Consider the following 22,269-nt stretch of genomic DNA (forward strand, 5'->3'; position numbering starts at 1 on the left):
TTGCTTGGTGATTAATTATTTGGAGAAAGAATAACTTTTCATAGCATCCATTGCTGGCTTAATCCTAATTCCTTCGGCGGTGACATAAGCTATTTCCGGATCGAATCGATCTGGTGATTTTGCTGGCGCTCTGGCAACCGCATCGGCAATTCGTAGCTGCGTTGGCTCCATTTGCAATGCCATAATTTGACATTCTCGATTGCCCGATGCTCCTGCATGGGTAATTCCTCGCAGACGACCCCAGACTATGATATCGCCTGTGGCGATAATTGTACCTCCAGGATTGAGATCGCCCATCACGATTACTGTACCTGGATGGCGTACTTCCACACCCGATCGCACTGTAGTTTTCAGATACAAAGGTTCGCTAGTTGCTTCAGGATTTGTTTCTGGTTGTGCTGTTAGCGGAGCGGCAGGAATTACTTGTTCCACTGAATAACCAGCCGTTGCACCTGCTACTGCGGTTTGACGGCGAGAGGTTTCTACTCTTTTCAATCGTAGTTGAAATTCATCTAAGGCATCAGCGATCGCTTGCAGTTGTCTAGCATCTACTAACCGATCTTGGGCGATCAAAATTACTTCTGTTTCTGGTTGCCAAAAAGGTTCTTGTCCATTTAAACGCTGTTTTAACTCTAACCAAACTTCTGACCAATCTGTACCTACAGGCGTTTGAGCTTCAGTGGGTAAAATTAATTTCATCCGCGAGCCTTCTTGCTTCAAACGTAATTGCGAAAACGGATTTAGTTTTCTCGGTGTTTCTGTTTCCAAGAGTTCATCTGTTAATTCTGTCAGTGAAATTGATTCTTCGTTTGTCTTTTCACTTTCCTTGGTATCACTTTCTGTAGTTTGATTAACAGAGATTGAATTTTCACTAGATTGTTCGTTGTTCATCGATGGTTGATAGTTAATAACGGCGAGTATGTCCAAAATTGACGTTGGGCAACAATTTTGTCAAAACCCGTGGTACTGTAGTTGGAATTGGCAAGTGCTAACTTAAATTTCTTTTCTCAGTTAACAATCTCTAATTACTGTTGTTTAAGCGCTGATAAACCGTAACTAACCCTTCAGTATTTCCGACATTGCCTGGAAATAATACCACAGGTAAATTCGGAAATTGCGGATGTTCGGCTGGAGTCCGAACAAGCGAACATCCCGGTAAAATTTGACCAAGAAGTCTTGCCAATCTCAAGTTTAAACCTTTACTCAAAACGTCGTTGGAAGTAATTCCACCTTTACTAATTAAAAAGCTAATTTCTTCAGGTAATCCTTTGACGACATCCATTAATAATGCAGAAACTTTTGCCCCAAATTCTAAACGTTCTTGGGCGTTAATAAAGGTGATTTCTTGACGACTGGTGTAAACTACTGGAGTTTTTCCTTCGTCAAAACTTACTTTGACCTTTTCTAGAGTTTCTGCCAAGATTTTAGCTCGCTCGGATGACAAATTTCGCAAACGAATTACTTTAACTTCAATTCCTTCTACATCTGATTCTTCGAGCAATTGTTTTAGTTGTTGTGTAGTCTTCTTCACGTGAGAACCCACTAAAACAACTCCCGGTTTTGCAGTTCTTTTATACTGGGACATATCTGTAGCAGCAACAGGTTGTTTGTCTAAGTTGGCTAAAGAAGTTAACAAACTGGCAGCACTGCGAAATAAAAAGCGTTTTCCTGCGGCTGTGGCTGCGAGAACGTCGGCTGCAAAAATATCGAAATCTCCTTGATTTGTAGCATCGACAGCGCAGCATTGATTCCCCCTTAAACTCATTAATCGCTCTCGGCTACCTTTGCGAATGTCTCCTAATAAAAATTGTTGTACTTTTTCGGTTGGTACTCTTCCTTTGGTCTTTTCTTCTACATAGGCTGGAAGGTAACTATTTTTGTAGCCAAAAACCGAGTCGCGAGCAAATTCGGTTTCGTGTACTGGTGTCTCGATACCATTAATTAAGAGGTAATGAATGTTGTCGCGAGTTATTCGTCCTCCTTCAAAAAAGGCAGGAGTTAGAAAATGAGCGTCAAATTCGCCTAGTTCTTCGGCGATTATGTCAGTTTCAATTGGATAATGTCCTCGTAAGGTAGAATCGGAACGGCTGACAATGAGAAATTCTTCGATTCCTTCTGCTTCGAGGGCAAGTTTCAAGTTGTGGCATACTTCTCTGGTAACGTCTGCTGCTTGCTCTGGTGTCAGCGCTCTGGTATTCGTGAGAATGAAGAATATCGGTGAGTCGTCTGCTAGCCCCAGACGCAATGTTTCTACGTCCCAACGCATCAGTAATAAGCAGCTATGTACGGTTTGAGAACCTGTTGGATCGTCATCTAATACGATTATTTTTGTTTGATTTGACATTGTGCATTCCCCACGATCGCCAGACTCTCTATTTTACCTCCCTTGGTTGGGCTTGGGAAGTCACTATTTTTTCTCGATGGCTGGAAAGTTTGTTCCTCTCCTTGCACTATTTTTTCTTTTTTGCTATACTTTTTTGTATAATATCAGTGGGTTTTGTGTTAAATAAATAAGAATATTTCCATTATACAAAAATAATAGCAGAAAAAATCTTTTCTAGCAAGCGATCGCCGAAAAATTATCTCCAAAACGATAGCGATCGCGAGCAAAAACACCAAAACTAAAGTAACAAACTATACTCAATAAGAATAGCGATCGCGCGTCGCTGGAGCATTAAAATCAAGATTAGATTTTATCGAACTAGTAATGAGACTATAATCGGCAGAAATATTTTTTCCCAGGGCATTTTGGACGATATAAGCATAAACAGCATCTTTATTAGCATCAGAAACGCGATCGACAACGTGCAAAGATGTAAGTAGCTTATGATTTTCCTGTAAACTTTTGTGGAAACTATTAAGCTGTTCTAAAGATTTACCGTAAACCACAAACAAAATACCTGCAACCACTTCCACAATCGCGCCAGAAACCGTAGAATAAATCAAAGTTTTAGAGCTACCTTGAGAATAAGAAACAATAATTCCCGTAGCAAAAATAATAAAACCAAGACAGCAAACAAATAAACCAGTAGAAAAGATATTTCTCACTTGTTGCTTGCTAATCACATAAGCTTCCTTCAACTCATTAACATTGCGACGCATCAAAGCCAAAATATCGGCAGTATCGCTATTCAGAAGACCTAAATAATCGCCAATTTCCTCCTTAATTTCCTTTTTCTCTTTGATTAACTTCTTCTGCTCATAAATACTCAACAAACCAGCAAGTCCAGCCGTAAAAGCCAAGATAATTACCATAAAAATTAGACTTGCACCTACCAGCGTCGTCAAAGAAACAGGTTCCATAAGCTTGTAATTCTGTTGGAGAAATTACAGAGCTAGTGTATCAGATAGCGTCTCATTAGCAACCTAACCAAGGGAGAGAATAATGAGAATTTTTGCTTAGAAAACTCCTAGATTGGCGAAATTTTGACATTACAAGACAATTACCTAATTTAACACTTGTTCTTAAACAGCGATCGCCTGCTTCGACATTTTCTCACACCACTGTAAAACCCGATTCCAAGCCCACCAACAATCAGGATCTTTTGTACTATGTTGACAAGCTTTGCTACTAATATAACCTACGTGACCCCCACGAGCAGTTAAAATCAAATCTAAAGCTGAATTTCGAGTACAAATCTTCTCTAATTCAGGTATAATTGTCGGATCGAATAAAGGATCGTCAGCAGCATAAATAATTAAAGTTTGCTTAGTAAATTGAGGTAAAATTTGCATCGGGCTACTAGCATGGTAATAATTTTCAGTAGAAGCAAAACCGAGTGGTTTAATCGCCAACTCGCGATCGAAACCACGAATACTATTAACCCGTTTTATCGCAGTCAAATCTATTTTATCGGGATAATTTTGAGCAAATTGCCAAGCAATTTTGCGGAGATTGCGTGCAATTGACTTTTCTAAATACTTACCCCACTGATGATTTTCCAAATAAGTTAAAGAACGATTAGAATCGAGACTAGGACAAATTACCGCACCACCTTGAATCTCCGACTCAACTAAATTTAAATCCTTTCCCCAACTAGCAAGATTCGCTGCGGCTTTTACACCCCACAGTGCTAATTGTCCACCTAAAGAATAACCAGTAAACCAAAAAGGTGCAGGACAACCTATTGCTTTTGCTGCTGCGGCAATGCGAACAAAATCTTCTCCTTCATAGATACCATCAGAAGTAAGTGTTGGCGATAACTCAGCAGTTTTACCATGCGCTCGCCAATCGAACAAAACCACGGCATAATTATTAGCATAAGCTTTCCGTCCCCAAATTCTCAGAAACCATTGATTATCGAGATTTCCCGTAATTCCATAAGTACCAATAATTGTCCCGCGAGGCTTTTTGGGAATAGCAACAATACCGTAAATCGGGACATTTTCTGCACCGATAAATATATGTTCGCTATAATCTGGTTCGGGAAGCTTAATCTTCTTTTCCCAGTTACGGGAAGCGTATTTAGAGGTATAAATGGTCATCAGTAAACCATTTTTTAAACTTTTGGGTGGTTCGTATTCCGGATAAATCATTTTTGTAGCTGTTAGAGGTTGGCGATCGCGCAAACGAATTTACCCGATCCGATAGCGATTATCTTACTAAATACTTGCTCTCCAATTCAAGTTGTGATAGTTTAAATAAAACTATGGTAAGATTTTTGAGATAATCGAGCAAGTTTATTTGAGAATATTATCTACCGCTCGATATAATTTTTGCTAATGAAACGCTATTCGCAATTAAATGAACTACTTGCTCATATTTGGGAACAAGTAGAATTAGGTGCAACTCAAGCCGATCATCCTTATCATGTGTCTAGTTTTGCTACAGTAGGAAGTAAGGAAGTTAACTTACGAACGGTAATTTTACGATTTGCTGAACGAGAATCTCGTAGTTTATTGTTTCATTCCGATCGCCGCGCTGGTAAAATAGAAGATCTTGGCGATCGTTCTCGGATAGGTTGGTTATTTTGGGATCGAAGTAGTAAACAACAAGTGCGTTTTTGGGGTGAAGCTAAACTGCATTTTGATGATGAATTAGCTAACTGGGTTTGGGAAAATAGTAATCCTCAAAGTTTGAAAATTTATCTGAAGCCAGTTGCACCAAATACTGTAGTAGAAAAACCTAGTTCGGGATTAATCAAGAAAGTTGAAACAGCAAATTTAACCAATCTCGAACAAGTGGCGGCGGGAAGAAAAAATTTTGCGGTTATTCAAACTGTAATTGATAAAATTGATTTTCTCCATCTTCATTCAGAAGGTAATTATCGCGCTTGCTTTCAGTGGAAGAAGTCAGAATTTCAAGGTAGTTGGTTGATTCCTTAAAACTTGGCTTATCCTCATTCAGTTTGCGAGATTGAATACACAAATATTAGCGGTCAATTTTATTTCAGATGCCATCTATAAACTAGGTTTTGAGTCCAAAACTTGGTTGATAAATTTTTGCATTTTCTCGTAATGAGAACCTTTCCAATAAATCTGGTGGCAGTCTTGACAGCGATGGAATTCTTCGATTTCCAATCTAACTGTCGGTGGGATTTCTGCGCTAATTGCTTGTTTTTCCACTGCTTGTAATTGACCATTGCAGCGAATGCAACGTTGAAATGGTTTGACTAATTGAAACAAGTCGAAACGTTGCATTACTTCAGTTAATTGTTGTTCGGGTTTAGTTGAACGAACGTAATAACCATAGGTGACGATACTCCGCATTAATAAACCTTTATCGCGAGTGAGAAGAATGCGATTTTTGTCAGCAGAAATTGTGGCTAATTCTTCATCGTCGTAGTCGTTGCGGTAGAGAGTATCGAAGCCTAACATCCGTAAGGATGAACATAGTTTACCAAGATGAACGTCTAAGACAAAAGTAGGGTGTTCGGCTAAAGGAGGTCGAAGAGAGACGGTTGAATTATTTTGAGTCGAAATAGGATAAACTTGGATGCGATCGCCATCCGCAATCAAGTAGGAAAAATCTACTGACTCACCATTGACGACGATGGAGTCAACTTCGGGATGGGGAACGCCAAGACTCTCGATGGTATCTTTAATTGAACCCCTTTCTTTGAAATAATGGGAAAACTTGACACCTTTTTGCGACGGCGCTAAAAAGTAGTTGAGTTCGGCGAAGAATTGAAACTCGGCTGTACCCATAGCGAAAAACTGCTAAAATTGATTTGCTTGCCTGTAGTTTAGCCCTCTTCTCGTCGAAAAGCTGGTGTAGCTAGTTGTGGCTCTTCAGCACTCATGAAAAAGAAGAGTAAGTTTGATTCCTAAATAACTTTTTGTGTTAAAATTATGTTGCATTCGCGCCAACCAGACGGTTTGATTTGCATTACCCAAAACCATCACGCTTGGATTTCTGGTCAGTTAGCGCGAGTTTGGGGAAATGAAACGTTTGGCGAGTTTGCCCCTGCTACAGAGGTTTGTTTAGCTGCCGAACAACATGATATTGGTTGGTTACATTGGGAACAAAATCCGACTTTGAACCCGCAAACAGGTTATCCTTATCGCTTTTCACAACTTCCTACTTCCGTACATTTGGAAATTTGGACGAGTGCAAAACACCTCGCAGCACAATTTGGGAGATACGTCGCATTACTGGTTTCACTTCATGGTACGCGACTTTACGATCGCTATCGCAGTTGGGAAAATTCTCCTCAAGCTTCTCGTCTCGTGGAAGGTTTTTTGCAGCAAGAATCTATTTTTCAAGCAAAAATCTTGGCGAGCTTGACAAATGATGAGTTTTATGCTAAGGATTCAAAACCAGAAAGGATTAAGCGCAACCAAAAATTAATTGGGGTATGGGATGGACTCTCAATTATGTTTTGCGAAGGATTTGTCGGCGAGCAAGAAATTAGTGGAGTTCCGACTTCTAGAGGCGAAACTAGCTTAAAATTAACAAGGACAGAAGATAAGCCCAAGCAAATAAAAATCTCGCCTTGGTGTTTTCAGCAAAGCGAGATTGACTTGGTCATAGAAGGAAAACTACTGCAAGAAAAGTTTACTGACGAGACAGCAATGCGAGAAGCTTTGAGGAGTGCGAGATCGGTTACTCGTCAGCTTACTTTGAAACCAAATTAATTATAATTGTCTAATTGGGGTTTAGTAAGATCGGCGCAATAACTGGGAGAGACAACCGAAGTGCGAATAGTTACCGCTTGTTTATCTGAATTAGGTAAAGTTTGGTTTTTGGGACGAACAACTATTTGTTGACAAACTAAATGACTGCTACCTATACGGGCAAAGTCCCAGGTATAAGTAGTTATATCGGTATTTGTAGCTTGAGCCGAAGTTGTGGTTAAAGTAAGCAGTAAAGCTAAATTTAGTCCAACCAGCGCGAAAATTATTTTTCTCAACATAGCAGTAGATTAAGTTTAAAATTTGGTTTATGAGGTATTTGCCTTCATTCTCGCTAAGAAATCGAGTTTTGGCGATCCGGGAAATTACTAAAATTTAAGGAACCATTTCCCTACATATCTCTACATCAGCGATCGCCCGAATTTCGGTAATTGAGGTAACAATCAGTCTCCAGCATAGCCTCTCCTACTGACACGCTACTCTTATAGGCTACTTCACACAGCCCCGAACTTGGTGAAAACAGCAAGCCGAAAATACTGGACTAGACTAGATCCGAAAATCCCACGACTTAGCGCGGTATACTCTTTTCCAGTGTTAAGGCTAACCTTCATCCTCAGCTAAAGTAATCAAAGCATCATCGAGAGAAAGAAACAAACGTCGGTCTAACTTCGGTAATAAATTAATCCCGTAATTTTTTTCTCTAATCCCAATTTCTGAATTAATTCTCACACCAAGACAAATTTCATCTCGCGATTGAGCCGCAAGTACGCAATCAGCAAAAGTCACTTGTCTGACCACTTCTTCTGGAAAATACAGAGAAATTGGCTTAATATAAAGTTCGCTTCCATCCGCCGAAAATAAATCGAGATAGATTGACATAACATCAGGTTCTTGTGAAACCTGAGCTAAAATTTTAGAAACAAACTGATTCGACAACAGAAAATCTTTAACACCTGCCTTCACAACCAAGTCAGTATCTTCGGTATTAATAATTTCGGCAATCAAGTCCGTCATTACTTTGTTGGCAGTTTGAGCTGTATATTCTCGGAAGATTTGCCGTAATTCTAACAAAATTGTTAGAGTTTTGGCATCTATTTCTTCGGCTTTTTTACCGCTTCCCGCCAAAATTGCGATACTATCAAACTCATAGGGACAGAGAGTTTTTAATTGTTCAATAGAATCAACATTTACTTCTTTTACCTGTAAATTAACATCCGGATAAGCTTTAGCAATTTGGTCAAATTTAGCTTTGATTTCGTCAGTTAAATCTCTGACTACCAGATTAACTTGAGAACCTGGAATTACATACTTAGCATATTCTCCTAAAGCAATTGCAGTTTTGTTATTCCAACCAATTAAAAGATACTTTTCCATCTTTCTCTCGGCAACTTTTAACTCATCTTGATAACCAATTTCTCTTGGTTGTACTGTAGGTTCGGGATAAAATTCAATTGCGGAGTCATCTTCTGCTAAAACAATCGCTTCGTCATTATTAGCTAAGACATAATCTTTGGGGGGGTTTAGCATTAAACTTCCATCTATTTGACGTACTCCCAATGGTATAGTACCTGGTAAATGAAACTGTAATTTACTAAAAGATATATTTTTCCAACCCAAGGTTGGACGATAAAAATAAAACTCGTTTCCTTCAAAACCTACTAAGTTTAAATAAACTGTTGCTAATCCGACATTGCGTGAAGTTTGGACTAAAATACGAGCTAAAATATCAGCTTCATTAAGAGTAGTGACCACTCCGGGAGCTATCGTTTCGGCGAGACGGCGATATTGTTCTGAATGTATTTCTACAACAATTGATGGCAATTTTACTTCTTCATTAGCGGCGACGACTGCTAAGATTGCTTTAACTACTCTCGAATCCGATAAACTTTTAAAATCTTCCAAATCTGCACCTTTAGCTTCATTCAAAATGATTACTGATTTGGCATCATTTACTCCTACTTTTTTGAGATTTTTTAAGTTAGTAACTGAACCATTACGAGTAACTAAACGAGTTGTTTTAAAGTCAGCTATATTGTTCCGAAAAAAATCATCCATTACTTCTTTATCTTCTTCAGCTAGGATAACAATTACCGCATCTTCTTCTGATTCATTAGCAACTATTAACTCTTCGATAATATCGCTAATTCTGTCAGTAAACCCAAGGATTAAAGTATGGTCTTTTTCGACAACAATACTCTTGCCTTTACGCAACATTAATAGTTGTTCTTCAAAAGTTTGGGTGACAAAAGCAACCAGGCTGGAAAAGAAAATTAAACCAATAAAAATGGCGAATACTCCGACAATTTTAGCTGCAAAATTAGCGTCATCTCCTACATCTCTTAAGCCAATAAGTTGCACAAATACTTCCCAAAGAATATCGGGAGAACCTTCATTGGGGAATATTAGTTCGACCATATAGCGAACTAAAGTCATGAGGACAAAAGCGGCGAAAAATGCTGATAATAATGCTAAGAAAACAGCAAAGCCTCCTTGGGACATAAAATTATCAAATTGGTAGCGGAGGCGCTTTTTCAAGGATAAGTTGTCTTGGGAATCCATAAGCGAGTAATTTTTTTTCAAAACACAAGTTTAGTTTCGATCTTTATATTTTATCGTGAAACAAGAAATCAGGAAAGTGTTTTTTCTCTAATTAATTTTTTCAAAGACAAAATTCAATTTTTGATGACATTTATAGCTAAAAATAGTTAAGTTTAGGGGCAAAAGCTAGAAGCTGTTTTAGCTTAGTTAGGAAAAAGCGAGCTTGGCGATCGCTGCTAATTTCTATGTAGTCGAAAATCTCTCGTCCAAAGTTATTTGCCAAATTTTTGTTTTACCCTAGCAACTAAAATGTCTACTTCGGGTAATCTTAACTGCGTCACAAACAAGATAAAAATTCCTAAACCGACAATCGTACCAATTCCCAATTGTAACAATTGCAGCAGAAAAGTATCCGTACCAAAAGCAGAAGCAAAACTCCAACTAGCACTAAAACTCGCTAAGCCAGCAACTAAACTACCTCCAGTTAAAGCTAATAAAATCAAACTCCACTCTAGTAAAGGTAAACCATTTAAGCGACGGTGTAAAATTGCTAACATCACAATAATTGAAGTAACATTTACCCCAATAGTTGCTAGCACTAAACCAGGTGTAGCAAAAGCTTGAACTAAAAAATAATCTAAAACAGCATTAAGCAAAATATTTGCCATACTGATTTGAAAAGGAGTTTTGCCATCTCCTAAAGCATAAAAGACTCTCACCAAAACATCTCTACCCAGATAAAAGAACATCCCTAAACCATAAACAATTAATACGGGTGCGACGATCGCCGATGCCTCCTCGCCAAAGGCAAATCTTTGGTAAACTACTCGCACAATGGGAAATCCGAGGGCAACAAATAAAGCAGTTAAAGGTAACATTGTCAAGGCAGTCAGCAATAAACCTTGACGAATGCGGATTTTGAGTTGCTGCCAATTTTCCGGGGCGGCAAGTCGAGAAAAAATCGGCAGCATCGGCACTAAAATCATGTTAGAAATAATGCCTAGGGGTGTGAGGACGATAAAGTTGGCATAGCGTAGCGCTGCCGCCGCATTTTCGATGTAGGAAGCGAAAAATAAGTCCGTATAAACATTAACGTGAAGCATTCCGGAGGAAAAAGTGGCGGGAATCATCACTTTCATCACCTCTTTGACTCCAGAATTACCCAAGTTAAAGCGCAAGCGTAATGTCCCCAAACCCGATCGCCATTGGGCGATTAATTGAGCAAACCATTGCCAAACTCCGCCAGCTAAAGTTGCTCCGGCGAGTAAAATTGCCCCAAATTTAAGATACTGAGGAGCGTTAATATCTACACCGAGGAAAAAGACTAACCAACCAATCCCAAGCAAAATTGCCAAACTGGAAAATACGGGGCTGAGACTAGGTAGCCAATATCGATCTGAGGCGTTGAGAGTGCCGAAACCAATGCCAATTAATCCTGCTAAAACTGCTAAAGGAGCCATAATTTGTAATTGCAGGATAGCAAGATTCCTTACTTCTAAGCCCTCAGCCGTAGCGCTTAAACCAGGGGCGACAAGATCGATACAAGTCGGGGCAAAAACATACAGCGCGATCGCCACTAACAACAAAGTTCCACCGACTATTGTCGTTACTGTCTCGACAATTGGTGCTGTTTCTGATTGGTTGCGTCTAGCTAAGACGCTGACTAAAGCACTATGAAACGGACCGTTAATCCCGCCCAACAAAACCAGTAAAAAGCCGGGGATCACGTAAGCAAAAGCATAAGCATTAACCACCGGACCGACACCAAAAGCCGCCGCGATCGCTTGTTCGCGAAATAAGCCAAATACTTTACTAATTAGCGTCGCTGCTGCCACAATCGAGGCAATGCTAGCTAGAGAACGAGTTGGTTTCTTGTTTACAGCCACAAGCAGTTACAATAGGATCTCACTAAAGTCCTTCAATACATTACATTTAATCGCGTTAAAGTCAACGATCGCTACTGAAGATTTTTTTAGCTTTGGTTTAGTGGTGGCGATCGCTGACTACTCACTCCTGAAAAAATACCGCTTAACCCGATCTAGCCCTAATCTTCAAGTTAAATTAACTAAAATTTATCTTCCATAATGACTTCTCAGCTAATTTATCAATATCCCCCTCTAATGAGTGGAATTTTGCTCAAACGTTATCAGCGCTTTTTCGCCGATATCGAACTAACTTCCGGAGAAATTATTACTGCTCATTGTCCAAATACAGGTCCAATGACTGATGTGTGTATTCCTGGGAGTTTAGTACAGGTATCAAAAAGCGATAATCCTAAACGTAAGTTAGCTTATACCTGGGAAATGATTAAACTGGAGCGAACTTGGGTAGGAGTTAATACAAATTTGCCGAATCGAGTTGTGAAACTGGCTTTAGAAAGGCAATTATTTCCTGAATTAGCTGACAGTTATACTCAAATACTTCCCGAAGTTATTTATGGAAAAAACAAAAAAAGTCGTGTCGATTTCTTTCTTCCTAGCAGTCAAAAAAATATTTATTTAGAAGTAAAAAATGTCACTTGGGCGCAAGGCAAACTAGCTTTATTTCCCGATACAGTAACGACGAGAGGACAAAAACATTTGCAAGAGTTAGTCGAATTACTACCCGAATTTCGTTCAGTAATGCTTTATTTTATCAATCGCAGCGATTGTACCAGCTTTGCTCCGGGAGAAATTGCCGATCCTGTTTACGGAGAATTATTGCGTCAGGCGATCGCGCGAGGGTTAGAAGTTTTACCTCTACGCTTTGAAGTTACGCCCAAAGCAATCTCCTATTTAGGAAAAGCAGATTTGTTGCTCCAACAACCCGATCCCCAACCAAAGAAAATTAAACAGGAGAGAGAATTAAGTTAGACAATAGTAAAATAAAATAATTAGCGTTCAATAGCTGAGATCGTGTCCGGTAAAATACCAAGAAAATCTTGATTATGCCCCGAAAAGTAAAATCGCGGGAGAAATAAACTTTCCCAACGCGGGTTAACTTTTGGGACAGGAAATTTGTCGGAAATGATTTTCTACATCGGGAGCATTAATGACACAAAAAATTAACAACCTACTTATTTATCTACTATTGCTACTGACAGGGATAGCAGGGTGCAATTCCGTTGTCCCTCAAGCCCAAGAAACTAAAGCCCAGATAGAAATTCCTCAAGCAAGTTGGCACGAAATCTCCGGTAACGGAGTTGTTTTAGAATTACCTCAAGATTATTTTGGTGGGAATCCTCGCACAGAAATCGACGAAATTACTAGCCAACTGAAAACGATCGCTCCCATTTACGAAGAAAAAATTACCGAAATCAAACAAAACTCTCACGCGATCGCGCTTTTAGCTTTCGATCGTACCAGTGGAAAAGCCCAAATCCCCACAAATGTCAATATCACTACAGATCGCTCTGCTCCAGAGGAGACAATAGAAGATTATTTGGATCGGCTAACTACTCAACTATCCTCGCTGTATCGTATTCAGGATCAAAAGTTGCTCTCTCTAGAAGATTATCAAGCCGGACGTATTGTCGCGGAAGCGGAAATCAATCAAACTAGGATCAAACAACTTTTCTATACTATTAAAAATGACGATACTTTTTGGATCGTTACCTATACGACCACAGCAGAGCAATTTGAGCGACGCTTGCCAGATTTCGAGAAAAGCATGAGGACTTTGAAAATTACCTCTTGAATAACTATGGTTCGATTGCTAATTGCTCGATGACCAAGAAAGAATAAGAAGGACAGCGATCGTGCAGCTTAAGCAAGTCATTATCGTACACAAAGCAGGAAGTTCCCAAGGTAAAGCTTGGGCGGAAAAATGTGCCGCTTTTCTAGAAGCACGTTCTTGTCAAGTATTGATGGGACCGAGTGGTTTTAAGGATAATCCTTATCCGGTGTTTCTCGCTTCTAGCCATTCGCAAATCGATTTAGGAATAGTCTTAGGTGGTGATGGGAGTGCGCTAGCCGCCGCGAGGCATTTAGCCCCCGAAGGAATTCCCATTTTGGCAGTTAACGTCGGCGGACATCTTGGTTTTCTTACCGAACCTTTTGAGGAGTTTAAGGATTTCGAGCAAGTTTTGGATCGTTTGCAAGAAGATCGCTATGCAGTTCAAAGGCGAATGATGTTGCAAGCACGTTTATTATCAGGCGATCGCCTCGAACCTGAATTTGAAAGCGATCGCTTTCTCTGTCTTAATGAAATGTGTATTAAACCTGCTAGCATCGACCGAATGCCCACGTCAATCTTAGAAATGGAGGTTGATGGGGAGGTAGTCGATCAATATCACGGTGATGGCTTATTGGTAGCGACTCCTACAGGTTCGACTTGTTATACTGCTTCGGCTAATGGTTCGATTATGCACCCAGGAATGGAGGCGATCGCCATTACTCCAATTTGTCCTCTAAGTCTTTCTAGTCGCTCTTTGATTCTACCTTCGGGTTCGGTAGTTAATGTTTGGCCTCTCGGAGACTACGAACTGAATACTAAACTTTGGACTGACGGCGTTTTAGCTACCAGTATTTGGCCCGGACAGCGTGTTTCTGTCCGCATGGCTGATTGTCAAGCTAAATTTATTATTCTTCGCGAAAATCACTCTTTTTACCAAACTCTACGCGAAAAATTACAATGGGCGGGAGCGAGAGTCCCCTACACTGAAAGTTACCGCATTAATGGGAAATGAGGGGACTGGGGACTGGGGACTGGGGACTGGGGACTGGGGACAGGGGACTGGGGACTGGGGACAGGGGACTGGGGATTGGGGACTGGGGACTGGGGATTGGGAGACAAGACAAACTGATGCGGCTACGTGATAACTAAAAAAGCCTGCCACCCCTAATTGGTGACAGGCTTTTTTTGCTTAGTGGCGGGAGGCGGATTTGAACCACCGACCTTCGGGTTATGAGCCCGACGAGCTACCAGACTGCTCTATCCCGCGTCGCCTTTCTTACTATAACAAACAGTAAGCTAGATGACAACTTTTATACCAAATTAATTTGTATCGGTCAGAAATCTTGGGGATTGGGGATTGGGGATTGGGGATTGGGGATTGGGGATTGGGGATTGGGGATTGGGGATTGGGGATTGGGGATTGGGGATTGGGGGGACAACGGGGATAAACTTGTAACTGATAACTGTTCCCTGCTAACTGATAACTGTTCCCTGATAACTGATAACTGTTCCCTGTTCACTGAAAAAGCCTGCCACCTTGAACCAGTGACAGGCTTTTCCTGATGAGTAACGGGAGGCGGATTTGAACCACCGACCTTCGGGTTATGAGCCCGACGAGCTACCAGACTGCTCTATCCCGCGTCGTTTTTCTTAGTATAACAAACAAGTAAGCTAAATAACAACTTTTATCCCAAATTAGTTTGCATCGGACAGAAATCTTAAAGCATCGAGAGTTCGCCCATCACTTCCAAACGCTTATACTTACCCAGATTCATAAACATTTCTGCTAGCTCTTCGGATACAGAAGGACTAATCCAGCCAACTTGCCTGAGTAAATGAATTGCGACAGCATATTTAGCTCGTTTTGCACCGTCAGCCACTTTAATAGCTAAACCCATACCCTCGCCAACTCGCCCAATACATTGAATACCTTCTGCGCCCGACTTACTCACCAATTCACCTTCAGTTAAACGCATTAACTCAGTATCAAAAGCACCGTCTCCAGCTACCATCCTTGGATGATAAGTCATCGCCCGGACAATTCGTTCGAGATCTAAACTATTTCCCGACGCTAGTTGAGCATATAGTCCCGCCATTTGTCCTAGCTCCAGAAAATAAGTTGGCGCACCGCAGTCATCGTGGGCGCTAATAAACTCTTCTCCGGGCATCCGGAGTAACTCAGCTATTTTGCTCAAAATTAACTTTTGCACTGGGCGATCGCGCTGTAAATAGTCTTCGAGAGACCATTGACGTTGTTTGCAGACAGCTAACATTCCCGCGTGTTTTCCCGAACAATTATGTTGCAGTGGGCTTTGAGCATTAGCTGGAATCGGACACTGAAGGGCGCTAGGATCGAGATCGCAACGCCAAAGAATATTAAATACCTGTCGAGCTTGTTCTACCGTACCTTGGTGAGAACTACAGATAATCGCTAAATCTTTGTCAGTGAGATTGTAACGTTCTGGGATACCAGAAGTAACCACTGCCAAAGCCTGGAAAGGTTTCAATGCCGAACGGACGAAGGAAGCAGTTGCGGCATTACCTGCTACTGATAAGACACGCCCTCGCTCGTCACAAACTGCGGCAGTAACGCGATGGGTGGATTCAACAATTCCTTCCCGCAGTAAATGAACTTCTAGTTCTGGTGCTTGAGTTCTTTTTCCCCTTGTCATGCGTTCGTTTTTAACATTTTTGATCTGATGAAATCGAAGTCTTTGTTACAATTTTTAACTTGCCTACAGTAACCAAAGTAAACTACCACTAACGATGAGCAAGGTAAAAATAGCGAAAGTTTGCTCTAAGCGAAGCAAAACTGGCTGAACTTGGTAAGAAACAATCAGGCGATCGCGTTCTAAGACTTCAGTTGGTTTTTGCCAGCTTTGACCATCGTACCAGCCGGACTCTTCATAAAATACCGTTTCTGTTTGAAGGCGATCGCGAATGTAGCGCCAGCCTAAGTATAGCCGCAGGACAATCAGTGTCACCAATGCCCCTGCACCAGCCGCACCGCAAAGGGCAAATTTAAGCGGATCTTTTTCTGGTGTAAAACTAGCCGCCGCGATCGGTCCAGCGACAATCCAGCCCCACAGCCAAACCCAAGCTAATTTCCGCCAATAAGCTAATAAATCAAGTTTTGCCCAACTATAAAACCAAGAATCTTTTAATTGTTCGTACTCATTCAGTGGTTGTTGTTCGCTGGGAACCGGACAAACAGAAACAAAAGATTGCTTCATTGATTATTGCTCCCACTACCTTCGAGACTAGAAAATTCTAGTTTTTCAGCGTGTCCCCAAAAAGCTTCCAGGTTGTAATATTCCCTTTCTTTAGGCAGCATAATGTGAACGATGACTTCACCGTAATCTAGTAACACCCAACTTCCTTCAGTTTGTCCTTCGATTCGCAGGGGACGACGCTGCCAATTTTCTGCGACCTTTTCTTGAATCAAGTCAGAAATAGCGCGTACCTGCGCCTTAGAATAACCCGTTACAAGGGTGAAGTAATCAGCGATATAGGAAACTTCTTCAACACCCAGGATAACTATATCCCCTGCTTTGCGGTCATCTGCGGCGGCTGCAATAGTCATCGCTAGGTTTTTGCTGGTATCCTGTTCTCTTGCCTCACGGGCGATCGCGGTAGGCGAATATTTATTGAGATTGTGTTGATGATTTTCTGACATTCAATCTTTAAATTACTAAACTTTTTCAGCTTCAAGGAAAGTCTCTTAAGCGATCGGTTGCTGATGCTTTCTATGATAGTAGCGATCGCTTGTTTGTTAGTCAGCTTGAAGCAGATTTTTATTTTTGGCTAGTTTTATCTTAGCTAAAGCCCAATTACGAGTAAAAATCGTACGCGGATGAATCGCTCGTTTCTTCGCGAGTAAATGACGTAGACAGAGATCGCTGGTTTGCCAAACAGCTTGATACAAATTTTTCCGACTGACTTGACGGATTGCCTCTAGTTCTGCACTTTCGCCTCTACTTGGCTCTAAGGCATCAGCTACATAAAGAATACAACTTAGGTCACTCATCTCAGCATTTCCCAAAGTATGATTGCGGATTGCGGCTAAAACTTCTTCATCCTCAACACCAAATTTATCTCTGGCGATAATCGCACTCACATCGGCGTGCAATAAGTGAGGATTAGCCTCGCAGATCGAATCTATGGCTATTTTTTCTGCACGAGCAATTTCTAATAAGCGAGTAGGCGGAAAATATTTTGCCAAATCATGTAGCAAACCTGCTTTGGCTGCTTTTTGCTCGTCCAACTGGTAACATCGAGCTAAATCTGAAGCCATATTTTCTACGCCCTGGATATGGATTATTCTTGAAGCAGGTACATTGTCTGCTAACCAGGCTAATACCTGTTCGCGCTGACAAGCCATAAAATTTTTTCGCTGCAAAATTGTTTTTATTGTAGATCAACCTTGAGTAACAGCTAGAAAAAGTTGCTCATAGCGTTCTAAAGCCGACTCAAACGAATAATTAGCGATCGCGTGTTCTCGGCTTTGCTTACCCAATTGAGCTACTTTCTCTGGATTGAAATATAATTCTTTAATTGCATTGGCAAGTGCCTGGGGATCTTCGGGCGGAACCACAATCCCCCCTCCACTAGCTTTAATTGCCTTAGCAGCAGTCCCCGTGGCTGGAACAGAAGCGATAATTGCTCGACCACTAGCTAACAACACTTGGATTTTAGAAGGCATATTAAAAGCAATTACGTTGCGCTTTTGCACCACTAAACCAATATCCGCCGCCGCTAACATTTCTGGTAGTCGAGGGCGGGGTTGAAAAGGTAAAAGTAAGACATTATCCGCACCACATCGCTTACACCGTCGTTCCAGTCTGGCTAAAGCTTTTTCCTCGCCAACAATCACAAATTCGATCTTTTCGAGATCTCGTAACTGACTAGCTGCTTCAATAACAGTTTCTAAACCTTGAGTCAGGGCAATATTTCCTGAATACATAATGACAAACTTACCTTCTAGGTAATGTTCTTGACGAAAGGTATTGTTTTCCTCCGGTAAGGGTTTAATAAAGTTAACATTTACCCAGTTAGGAATCAGCGTAATTTTCTCTGCGGGAACTTTTTTCATCAGGAGATTATCCACAAAACCTTCAGAAATCACGCTGATTTTTGTAGCAATGCGATAGGCAAATTTTTCTAAACCTTCAAAAATGCGAATTAGTTTTTTGTTTGTCAGTAGTCCCACATGAACAGCAGCATCGGGAAGAATATCCTGAAGATTTAAAACTACTGGAACCTGATACAACCATCCCAACACTGCCGCAGGTACGCCCACTGGTAGTCCCGGTACTGTCAGCAGAATTACATCTGGACGAGGACCAAAGAGTGCTTGGATAAAGCTAAGAATCACAAAACTAATTTCAAATAAGGCTCGATTGCGAAAATTTCTTTGCGGACTAGCCCTCACGTAACAGCGCTGTACTTTAACGCCATTAAGTTGTTCGGTGAGATACAATTTGCCTTTGTATTCATCATAAATTTCGCTGTTTGGATACCAAGGCATAGCGGTGACTACTCGCACTTGATGACCCCGTTTGACTAAACCTTCTGCTAGTTCCGTCATTAACGGGGCAATACCGATTGGTTCTGGGTAGTAGTTGTAGGAATAAATGAGGATGCGCATACTACAGTCTAGGTCGATTTGTTGATTTTTGGTCAGCAAGAATAGTCACCCGATTACAGGGTACCCACACTGTTGCAAGACGATCGCATTGGTGAAAGTAAAATTTGGCATTCTTTAACAACTTATAAAGATTAGTTAGATTTTTGGGTTTTAGCTTTCTGTTGACTTATACTTGCCCCAGAACTAGAGATCGGGTAATTTATTCTCCCTAACAATAAAAAACCTGTCTGTTGGGATAGGGAACTTTTCTGGTTACAAGTCAAAATTAAAAGCATTGGTGATGACAATTAGTATGTTTATGAAGTTCTTTAAACGTTTGCCAAAAATTTTTGCTCCTTTATTGCTAGCTGCCTTGCTATTATTTACTGCTTGTGCTAGCGAACCTCCTTCTCGTTTCGATCGAGCTCAACAAGAAAGCACTCAACGGGGTGCTAGTTCTGTTTCTCAAGAATCGGTAGCTGGCGGTCAATTTAACAAGTTTTTCCCGAAAGCTGCGGGAGGTTACGATCTGGTTTACACCCAAGAGAAAAAAGGTTTTGCCGAAGCGAAACTGAAACGCGATGGTCAGGAAGTGGCAGTGTTATCAATTTCTGATACTGTTAATAATCCTAGTGCTACCAACAAGTTTGAGAATAGCAATCAGACAATCGCTGGCTATCCAGCAGCTAGTCAAGGAAGTACGGGTACTGCGATTTTAGTATCCAATCGCTACCAAGTGAAAGTACAAAGCCGCGATCCAGCTTTTAGCGCTAGCGATCGCCTTGATTGGTTAACTAAATTTGACCTGAGCAGTTTGGCTCGATTGCAATAACTAACTGCTTTCATTAAAACAACCTCTTCTCAAAAAAATCATTACATACTGCGTTTAAGGAGTAATTCAAGTGAGCGAAGCAATTTTTCGCTTGGTTGACGATCTACCAACCAATAATTTAACAGTTCGTGCTTTAAGAGCGCTCGATTTTATCGTTCCCGGTCATTGGGATAATACGGTTGGTTTTGAAAATACGATCCGTAAAGTCACGGGCGAAACTGATGAAGAACTAATTCAGCAAATCGGCGATCGCGCGATCTGGCTTTATAATGACAAATCTCAAGGTTATCAGCGAGCAATGTGGCTCTATCGCACTGTCGATCGTACTGATAAAGCTTTGGCAACTGCTGCTTTGGCTAATAAAGTTGGAGACAAAATTCCTTTAATTGGTGGGCTTCTCAATCGCGTTACGCCGAAGGCTGATAAAGCTCAATCAATCGACCTTGCTCTTAAGTTAGTGGTTGAGTTAGTTGCTTTCTGTCAAATCAATGGCATTCCTGGAGACAGTATTGGCGATTTTGTCAAGTCCTTGGGCGAATATAGTGGCGAATCTTTGATGCGAATGGCGGCTTTAGTTTGTTTTGATGGTTTAATTCCTCTCGGACCTGATTTCATTAAGCAAACACAAGCGACGATCGACCGCATTAGTCCGCGAGATTTAGAAGAGAATGCTACTTTTTCCCAAGTTAGTGATTCGATTCCTGGAGAAAATAGCTCAGGGAAATTAAACTTTATCGGTCGTAGCTTCGACTCGGTAAAAGGCTGGATGGGTGGTTTCGTAAATAATCATAATTTGACTCCGCAAAAAGTTGCCAACCAACTACAAAATTTTGTCGAATTTTCCGACGATAAGTTAGACTATTTGGCTGCTTTCCTCGACTTAAGTACCAACTACTACGAACATACAGGAACCCAAACTTTGGCTCGTCGGTTAATTGAAAGAGCGGCGGCAGAAATTTAAAGCAAAATTTTTCTAGTAGTGGGCTAAACAATTCACCCACTACTAAGTTGTTAACGGTTTGATTAACCAAGATTTTTCCGCAAAATTAGACAATTACGTCGGTTAGGCATTCGGATGTATTTAACTTTGTCCATTACTTCGTGCATAAAAATAAGTCCTCTGCCTCCCTCTTTCATCAAGGGTTCGCTATTGTCTAATTTTTGAGTGTGAAGTTGGGCTTTCAAATTGAAAGGTTTTCCCCAATCGTAAATACGGATTTCGAGATAGTTAGTCAGAATAGTTACTTCCAAATCGATCGCCGTAGTTGGAGGTAGATCGGAATGAGCGTGGAGAACCGCATTGGTAAAACCCTCAGTGAGAGCCAACTTGCACTGCCACAAACATTCTTCAGGTAAAAATGGTGCAGTAGTTTCTTCAAACCAAGATAAAACTCGGTTTAATTCCGTTATTTCAGTCTGCACCTGGAAGTGTAAATTTTGCCTCGGTTGACGATTAAGCAATAGTTGAAACCGTTGCTCGGGAATTGATTTAATAAGCACCACTATTTTTCCGAAACAAGATCAAAATTGTTTTCGCAATCAGTTTAAAGTCGTACATTAGGCTCCAATTTTGCTGATAACGGAGGTCGAGTTCGATCACATCTTCAAAATTTTTTACTTGCGATCGCCCGTTGACTTGCCACTCACCTGTCATTCCTGGCTTAACATCTAAACGTTGCCATGCGGGAACTTCATAGATATCAACTTCGTTGGGAGTTGGTGGTCTGGTACCGACCAAACTCATTTCTCCTTTAAGAACGTTCCAGAATTGAGGCAGTTCGTCGAGACTGGTACGTCTTAAGAAGCGCCCAACACGAGTAACGCGGGGATCGTTTTCGTTTTTGAAAATTGCACCACTGGCTTGATTCTTGACTTTAGCTTTCATCGCTTCGGCGTTGACGCACATCGAGCGAAATTTCCAAATTTTAAATCGCTTACCCATCCAACCGCAGCGAGTTTGTCCAAAAAAAAGTGGTCCTGGACTATCGATCTCGATGGCGATCGCGATCGGGATTAATAACACCCCGGTAATTGCTAAACCGATGATACTGCCAACAATATCTATACTTCGTTTTACCCAGGAACGTACCGAAGGATGAGTAGTGGGTAGATGCTTCTCTGATAATTTTTTGGGACTTGCGCTGGGATCTTGGACGGGGGATTTGATGGTTAAAGTCCGATCCAGTCCGGTGATCGATAAAACTGCCATCATTGGCGGATGCACGTTCTGAAGTATTAATTTTATCTCTTTTTCCCGAGCAAGTTTAAGATTACTTACTAAGGCACCAATCCCACTGCTGTCTATGAATGTGGTTTTGTTACAATCAAGAACAATTTGTTCTGGAAGTGCATCTTTCAAAAGCAGTAAATGTTGAAAGGCTTTCTTAAAGGCAACTGCTTCTAGTACCGCAATTCTGTGTGGCAGTTCCATGACCGCAGTGTCCTCAAAGAAAGTAATGGGGAAATCTACTTCTGGAGTTTGACTAATCATCAGCAACCCGCTACTTACTCTGGCTCATTTCCTATCCTGACCTATATTTGGTCT

General features: G+C 41.0%; 23 protein-coding genes and 2 tRNA genes. 7 read left to right on the forward strand and 18 right to left on the reverse strand.

The genetic code is table 11. From position 1 onward, the window contains the following. Positions 1 to 15: 15 nt before the first annotated feature. The 4 genes from minC to G3T18_RS07250 form a co-directional block, all read right to left on the reverse strand. Positions 16 to 891, reverse strand: a complete 876-nt coding sequence (gene minC, locus G3T18_RS07235; RefSeq protein WP_224409873.1) for a septum site-determining protein MinC — start codon at positions 889 to 891, stop codon at positions 16 to 18. A gap of 130 nt (positions 892 to 1,021) precedes the next feature. After that, entirely contained in the window at positions 1,022 to 2,344 is a 1,323-nt protein-coding gene (locus G3T18_RS07240) for a four-carbon acid sugar kinase family protein (RefSeq protein ID WP_224409874.1), read from the reverse strand. 296 nt (positions 2,345 to 2,640) lie between these two features. Then, positions 2,641 to 3,303: a TRADD-N-associated membrane domain-containing protein gene (locus G3T18_RS07245; protein ID WP_224409875.1), complete on the reverse strand. Its 663-nt coding sequence runs from the start codon at positions 3,301 to 3,303 to the stop codon at positions 2,641 to 2,643. Between the two features lie 162 nt (positions 3,304 to 3,465). Then, positions 3,466 to 4,536 carry a YheT family hydrolase gene (locus G3T18_RS07250; RefSeq protein WP_224409876.1) on the reverse strand — a complete coding sequence of 357 codons (1,071 nt, stop codon included), beginning with the start codon at positions 4,534 to 4,536 and terminating at the stop codon, positions 3,466 to 3,468. A 186-nt stretch (positions 4,537 to 4,722) separates the two neighbouring features. Between G3T18_RS07250 and G3T18_RS07255 the strand changes: the two genes are divergently transcribed. Continuing rightward, complete coding sequence (locus G3T18_RS07255; protein WP_224409877.1) at positions 4,723 to 5,325, forward strand: PNPOx family protein; 603 nt, start codon at positions 4,723 to 4,725, stop codon at positions 5,323 to 5,325. A gap of 75 nt (positions 5,326 to 5,400) precedes the next feature. Here the strand turns inward: G3T18_RS07255 and G3T18_RS07260 are convergent, their stop codons facing one another. Next, complete coding sequence (locus G3T18_RS07260) at positions 5,401 to 6,147, reverse strand: Mut7-C ubiquitin/RNAse domain-containing protein (RefSeq protein ID WP_224409878.1); 747 nt, start codon at positions 6,145 to 6,147, stop codon at positions 5,401 to 5,403. A gap of 144 nt (positions 6,148 to 6,291) precedes the next feature. Between G3T18_RS07260 and G3T18_RS07265 the strand changes: the two genes are divergently transcribed. Continuing rightward, positions 6,292 to 7,077, forward strand: coding sequence for a DUF3891 family protein (locus tag G3T18_RS07265; protein WP_224409879.1), 786 nt, complete (start codon positions 6,292 to 6,294; stop codon positions 7,075 to 7,077). On the opposite strand, the gene G3T18_RS07270 is transcribed toward G3T18_RS07265, so the two are convergent. The 4 genes from G3T18_RS07270 to murJ all read right to left on the reverse strand — a co-directional run bounded on the left by G3T18_RS07270 (position 7,074) and on the right by murJ (position 11,498). Further along, entirely contained in the window at positions 7,074 to 7,355 is a 282-nt protein-coding gene (locus G3T18_RS07270; protein WP_224409880.1) for a hypothetical protein, read from the reverse strand. The two genes, G3T18_RS07265 and G3T18_RS07270, sit on opposite strands and share 4 nt — an antisense overlap. A 319-nt stretch (positions 7,356 to 7,674) precedes the next feature. Further along, on the reverse strand, positions 7,675 to 9,633 hold the full coding sequence (locus G3T18_RS07275) for a CASTOR/POLLUX-related putative ion channel (protein WP_224409881.1): 1,959 nt from the start codon (positions 9,631 to 9,633) through the stop codon (positions 7,675 to 7,677). Positions 9,634 to 9,769: 136 nt separating this feature from the next. Beyond that, the gene (locus G3T18_RS25445) at positions 9,770 to 9,895 is read right to left on the reverse strand and encodes a hypothetical protein (RefSeq protein ID WP_263480313.1); all 126 of its coding nucleotides are present in this window, start codon (positions 9,893 to 9,895) and stop codon (positions 9,770 to 9,772) included. Continuing rightward, positions 9,885 to 11,498 carry a murein biosynthesis integral membrane protein MurJ gene (gene murJ, locus G3T18_RS07280; protein WP_224409882.1) on the reverse strand — a complete coding sequence of 538 codons (1,614 nt, stop codon included), beginning with the start codon at positions 11,496 to 11,498 and terminating at the stop codon, positions 9,885 to 9,887. The genes G3T18_RS25445 and murJ overlap by 11 nt, the downstream gene beginning before the upstream one ends. A 198-nt stretch (positions 11,499 to 11,696) precedes the next feature. Here murJ and sfsA point away from each other — a divergent pair, with 198 nt between their 5' ends. The 3 genes from sfsA to G3T18_RS07295 all read left to right on the forward strand — a co-directional run bounded on the left by sfsA (position 11,697) and on the right by G3T18_RS07295 (position 14,278). Beyond that, positions 11,697 to 12,464 carry a DNA/RNA nuclease SfsA gene (gene sfsA, locus G3T18_RS07285; RefSeq protein WP_224409883.1) on the forward strand — a complete coding sequence of 256 codons (768 nt, stop codon included), beginning with the start codon at positions 11,697 to 11,699 and terminating at the stop codon, positions 12,462 to 12,464. Positions 12,465 to 12,642: 178 nt separating this feature from the next. Continuing rightward, positions 12,643 to 13,287 carry a DUF1795 domain-containing protein gene (locus G3T18_RS07290; protein ID WP_224409884.1) on the forward strand — a complete coding sequence of 215 codons (645 nt, stop codon included), beginning with the start codon at positions 12,643 to 12,645 and terminating at the stop codon, positions 13,285 to 13,287. Positions 13,288 to 13,348: 61 nt separating this feature from the next. Beyond that, the gene (locus tag G3T18_RS07295; RefSeq protein WP_224409920.1) at positions 13,349 to 14,278 is read left to right on the forward strand and encodes an NAD(+) kinase; all 930 of its coding nucleotides are present in this window, start codon (positions 13,349 to 13,351) and stop codon (positions 14,276 to 14,278) included. A 181-nt stretch (positions 14,279 to 14,459) separates the two neighbouring features. Here the strand turns inward: G3T18_RS07295 and G3T18_RS07300 are convergent. The 7 genes from G3T18_RS07300 to G3T18_RS07330 form a co-directional block, all read right to left on the reverse strand. Continuing rightward, positions 14,460 to 14,533, reverse strand: a tRNA-Met gene (locus G3T18_RS07300). 300 nt (positions 14,534 to 14,833) lie between these two features. Further along, a tRNA-Met gene (locus tag G3T18_RS07305) sits at positions 14,834 to 14,907 on the reverse strand. Between the two features lie 77 nt (positions 14,908 to 14,984). Next, complete coding sequence (locus tag G3T18_RS07310) at positions 14,985 to 15,938, reverse strand: asparaginase (RefSeq protein WP_224409885.1); 954 nt, start codon at positions 15,936 to 15,938, stop codon at positions 14,985 to 14,987. Between the two features lie 63 nt (positions 15,939 to 16,001). Next, positions 16,002 to 16,499, reverse strand: a complete 498-nt coding sequence (locus G3T18_RS07315) for a CGLD27 family protein (protein WP_224409886.1) — start codon at positions 16,497 to 16,499, stop codon at positions 16,002 to 16,004. Further along, positions 16,496 to 16,942 (reverse strand): ribosome silencing factor, encoded by a 447-nt coding sequence (rsfS, locus tag G3T18_RS07320; RefSeq protein ID WP_224409887.1) that lies wholly within the window; start codon positions 16,940 to 16,942, stop codon positions 16,496 to 16,498. Before rsfS ends, G3T18_RS07315 begins: the two co-directional genes overlap by 4 nt. Positions 16,943 to 17,038: 96 nt before the next feature. Beyond that, on the reverse strand, positions 17,039 to 17,647 hold the full coding sequence (gene yqeK / locus G3T18_RS07325) for a bis(5'-nucleosyl)-tetraphosphatase (symmetrical) YqeK (protein ID WP_224409888.1): 609 nt from the start codon (positions 17,645 to 17,647) through the stop codon (positions 17,039 to 17,041). A 36-nt stretch (positions 17,648 to 17,683) separates the two neighbouring features. Next, positions 17,684 to 18,913 (reverse strand): glycosyltransferase family 4 protein, encoded by a 1,230-nt coding sequence (locus tag G3T18_RS07330; RefSeq protein WP_224409921.1) that lies wholly within the window; start codon positions 18,911 to 18,913, stop codon positions 17,684 to 17,686. 298 nt (positions 18,914 to 19,211) lie between these two features. Between G3T18_RS07330 and G3T18_RS07335 the strand changes: the two genes are divergently transcribed. Both G3T18_RS07335 and G3T18_RS07340 read left to right on the forward strand, forming a co-directional pair. Continuing rightward, positions 19,212 to 19,724: a hypothetical protein gene (locus G3T18_RS07335; protein ID WP_224409889.1), complete on the forward strand. Its 513-nt coding sequence runs from the start codon at positions 19,212 to 19,214 to the stop codon at positions 19,722 to 19,724. Between the two features lie 70 nt (positions 19,725 to 19,794). Next, positions 19,795 to 20,685, forward strand: a complete 891-nt coding sequence (locus tag G3T18_RS07340) for a hypothetical protein (protein WP_224409890.1) — start codon at positions 19,795 to 19,797, stop codon at positions 20,683 to 20,685. Positions 20,686 to 20,747: 62 nt separating this feature from the next. Here G3T18_RS07340 and G3T18_RS07345 read toward each other — a convergent pair whose 3' ends face one another. Both G3T18_RS07345 and G3T18_RS07350 read right to left on the reverse strand, forming a co-directional pair. Next, positions 20,748 to 21,224, reverse strand: coding sequence for an ATP-binding protein (locus G3T18_RS07345; RefSeq protein WP_224409891.1), 477 nt, complete (start codon positions 21,222 to 21,224; stop codon positions 20,748 to 20,750). Beyond that, positions 21,214 to 22,215, reverse strand: coding sequence for a sugar transferase (locus G3T18_RS07350; protein WP_224409892.1), 1,002 nt, complete (start codon positions 22,213 to 22,215; stop codon positions 21,214 to 21,216). The genes G3T18_RS07345 and G3T18_RS07350 overlap by 11 nt, the downstream gene beginning before the upstream one ends. Positions 22,216 to 22,269: the final 54 nt, after the last annotated feature.

The sequence above is a fragment of the Oscillatoria salina IIICB1 genome (assembly GCF_020144665.1).
Classification (GTDB): Bacteria; Cyanobacteriota; Cyanobacteriia; order Cyanobacteriales; family SIO1D9; genus IIICB1.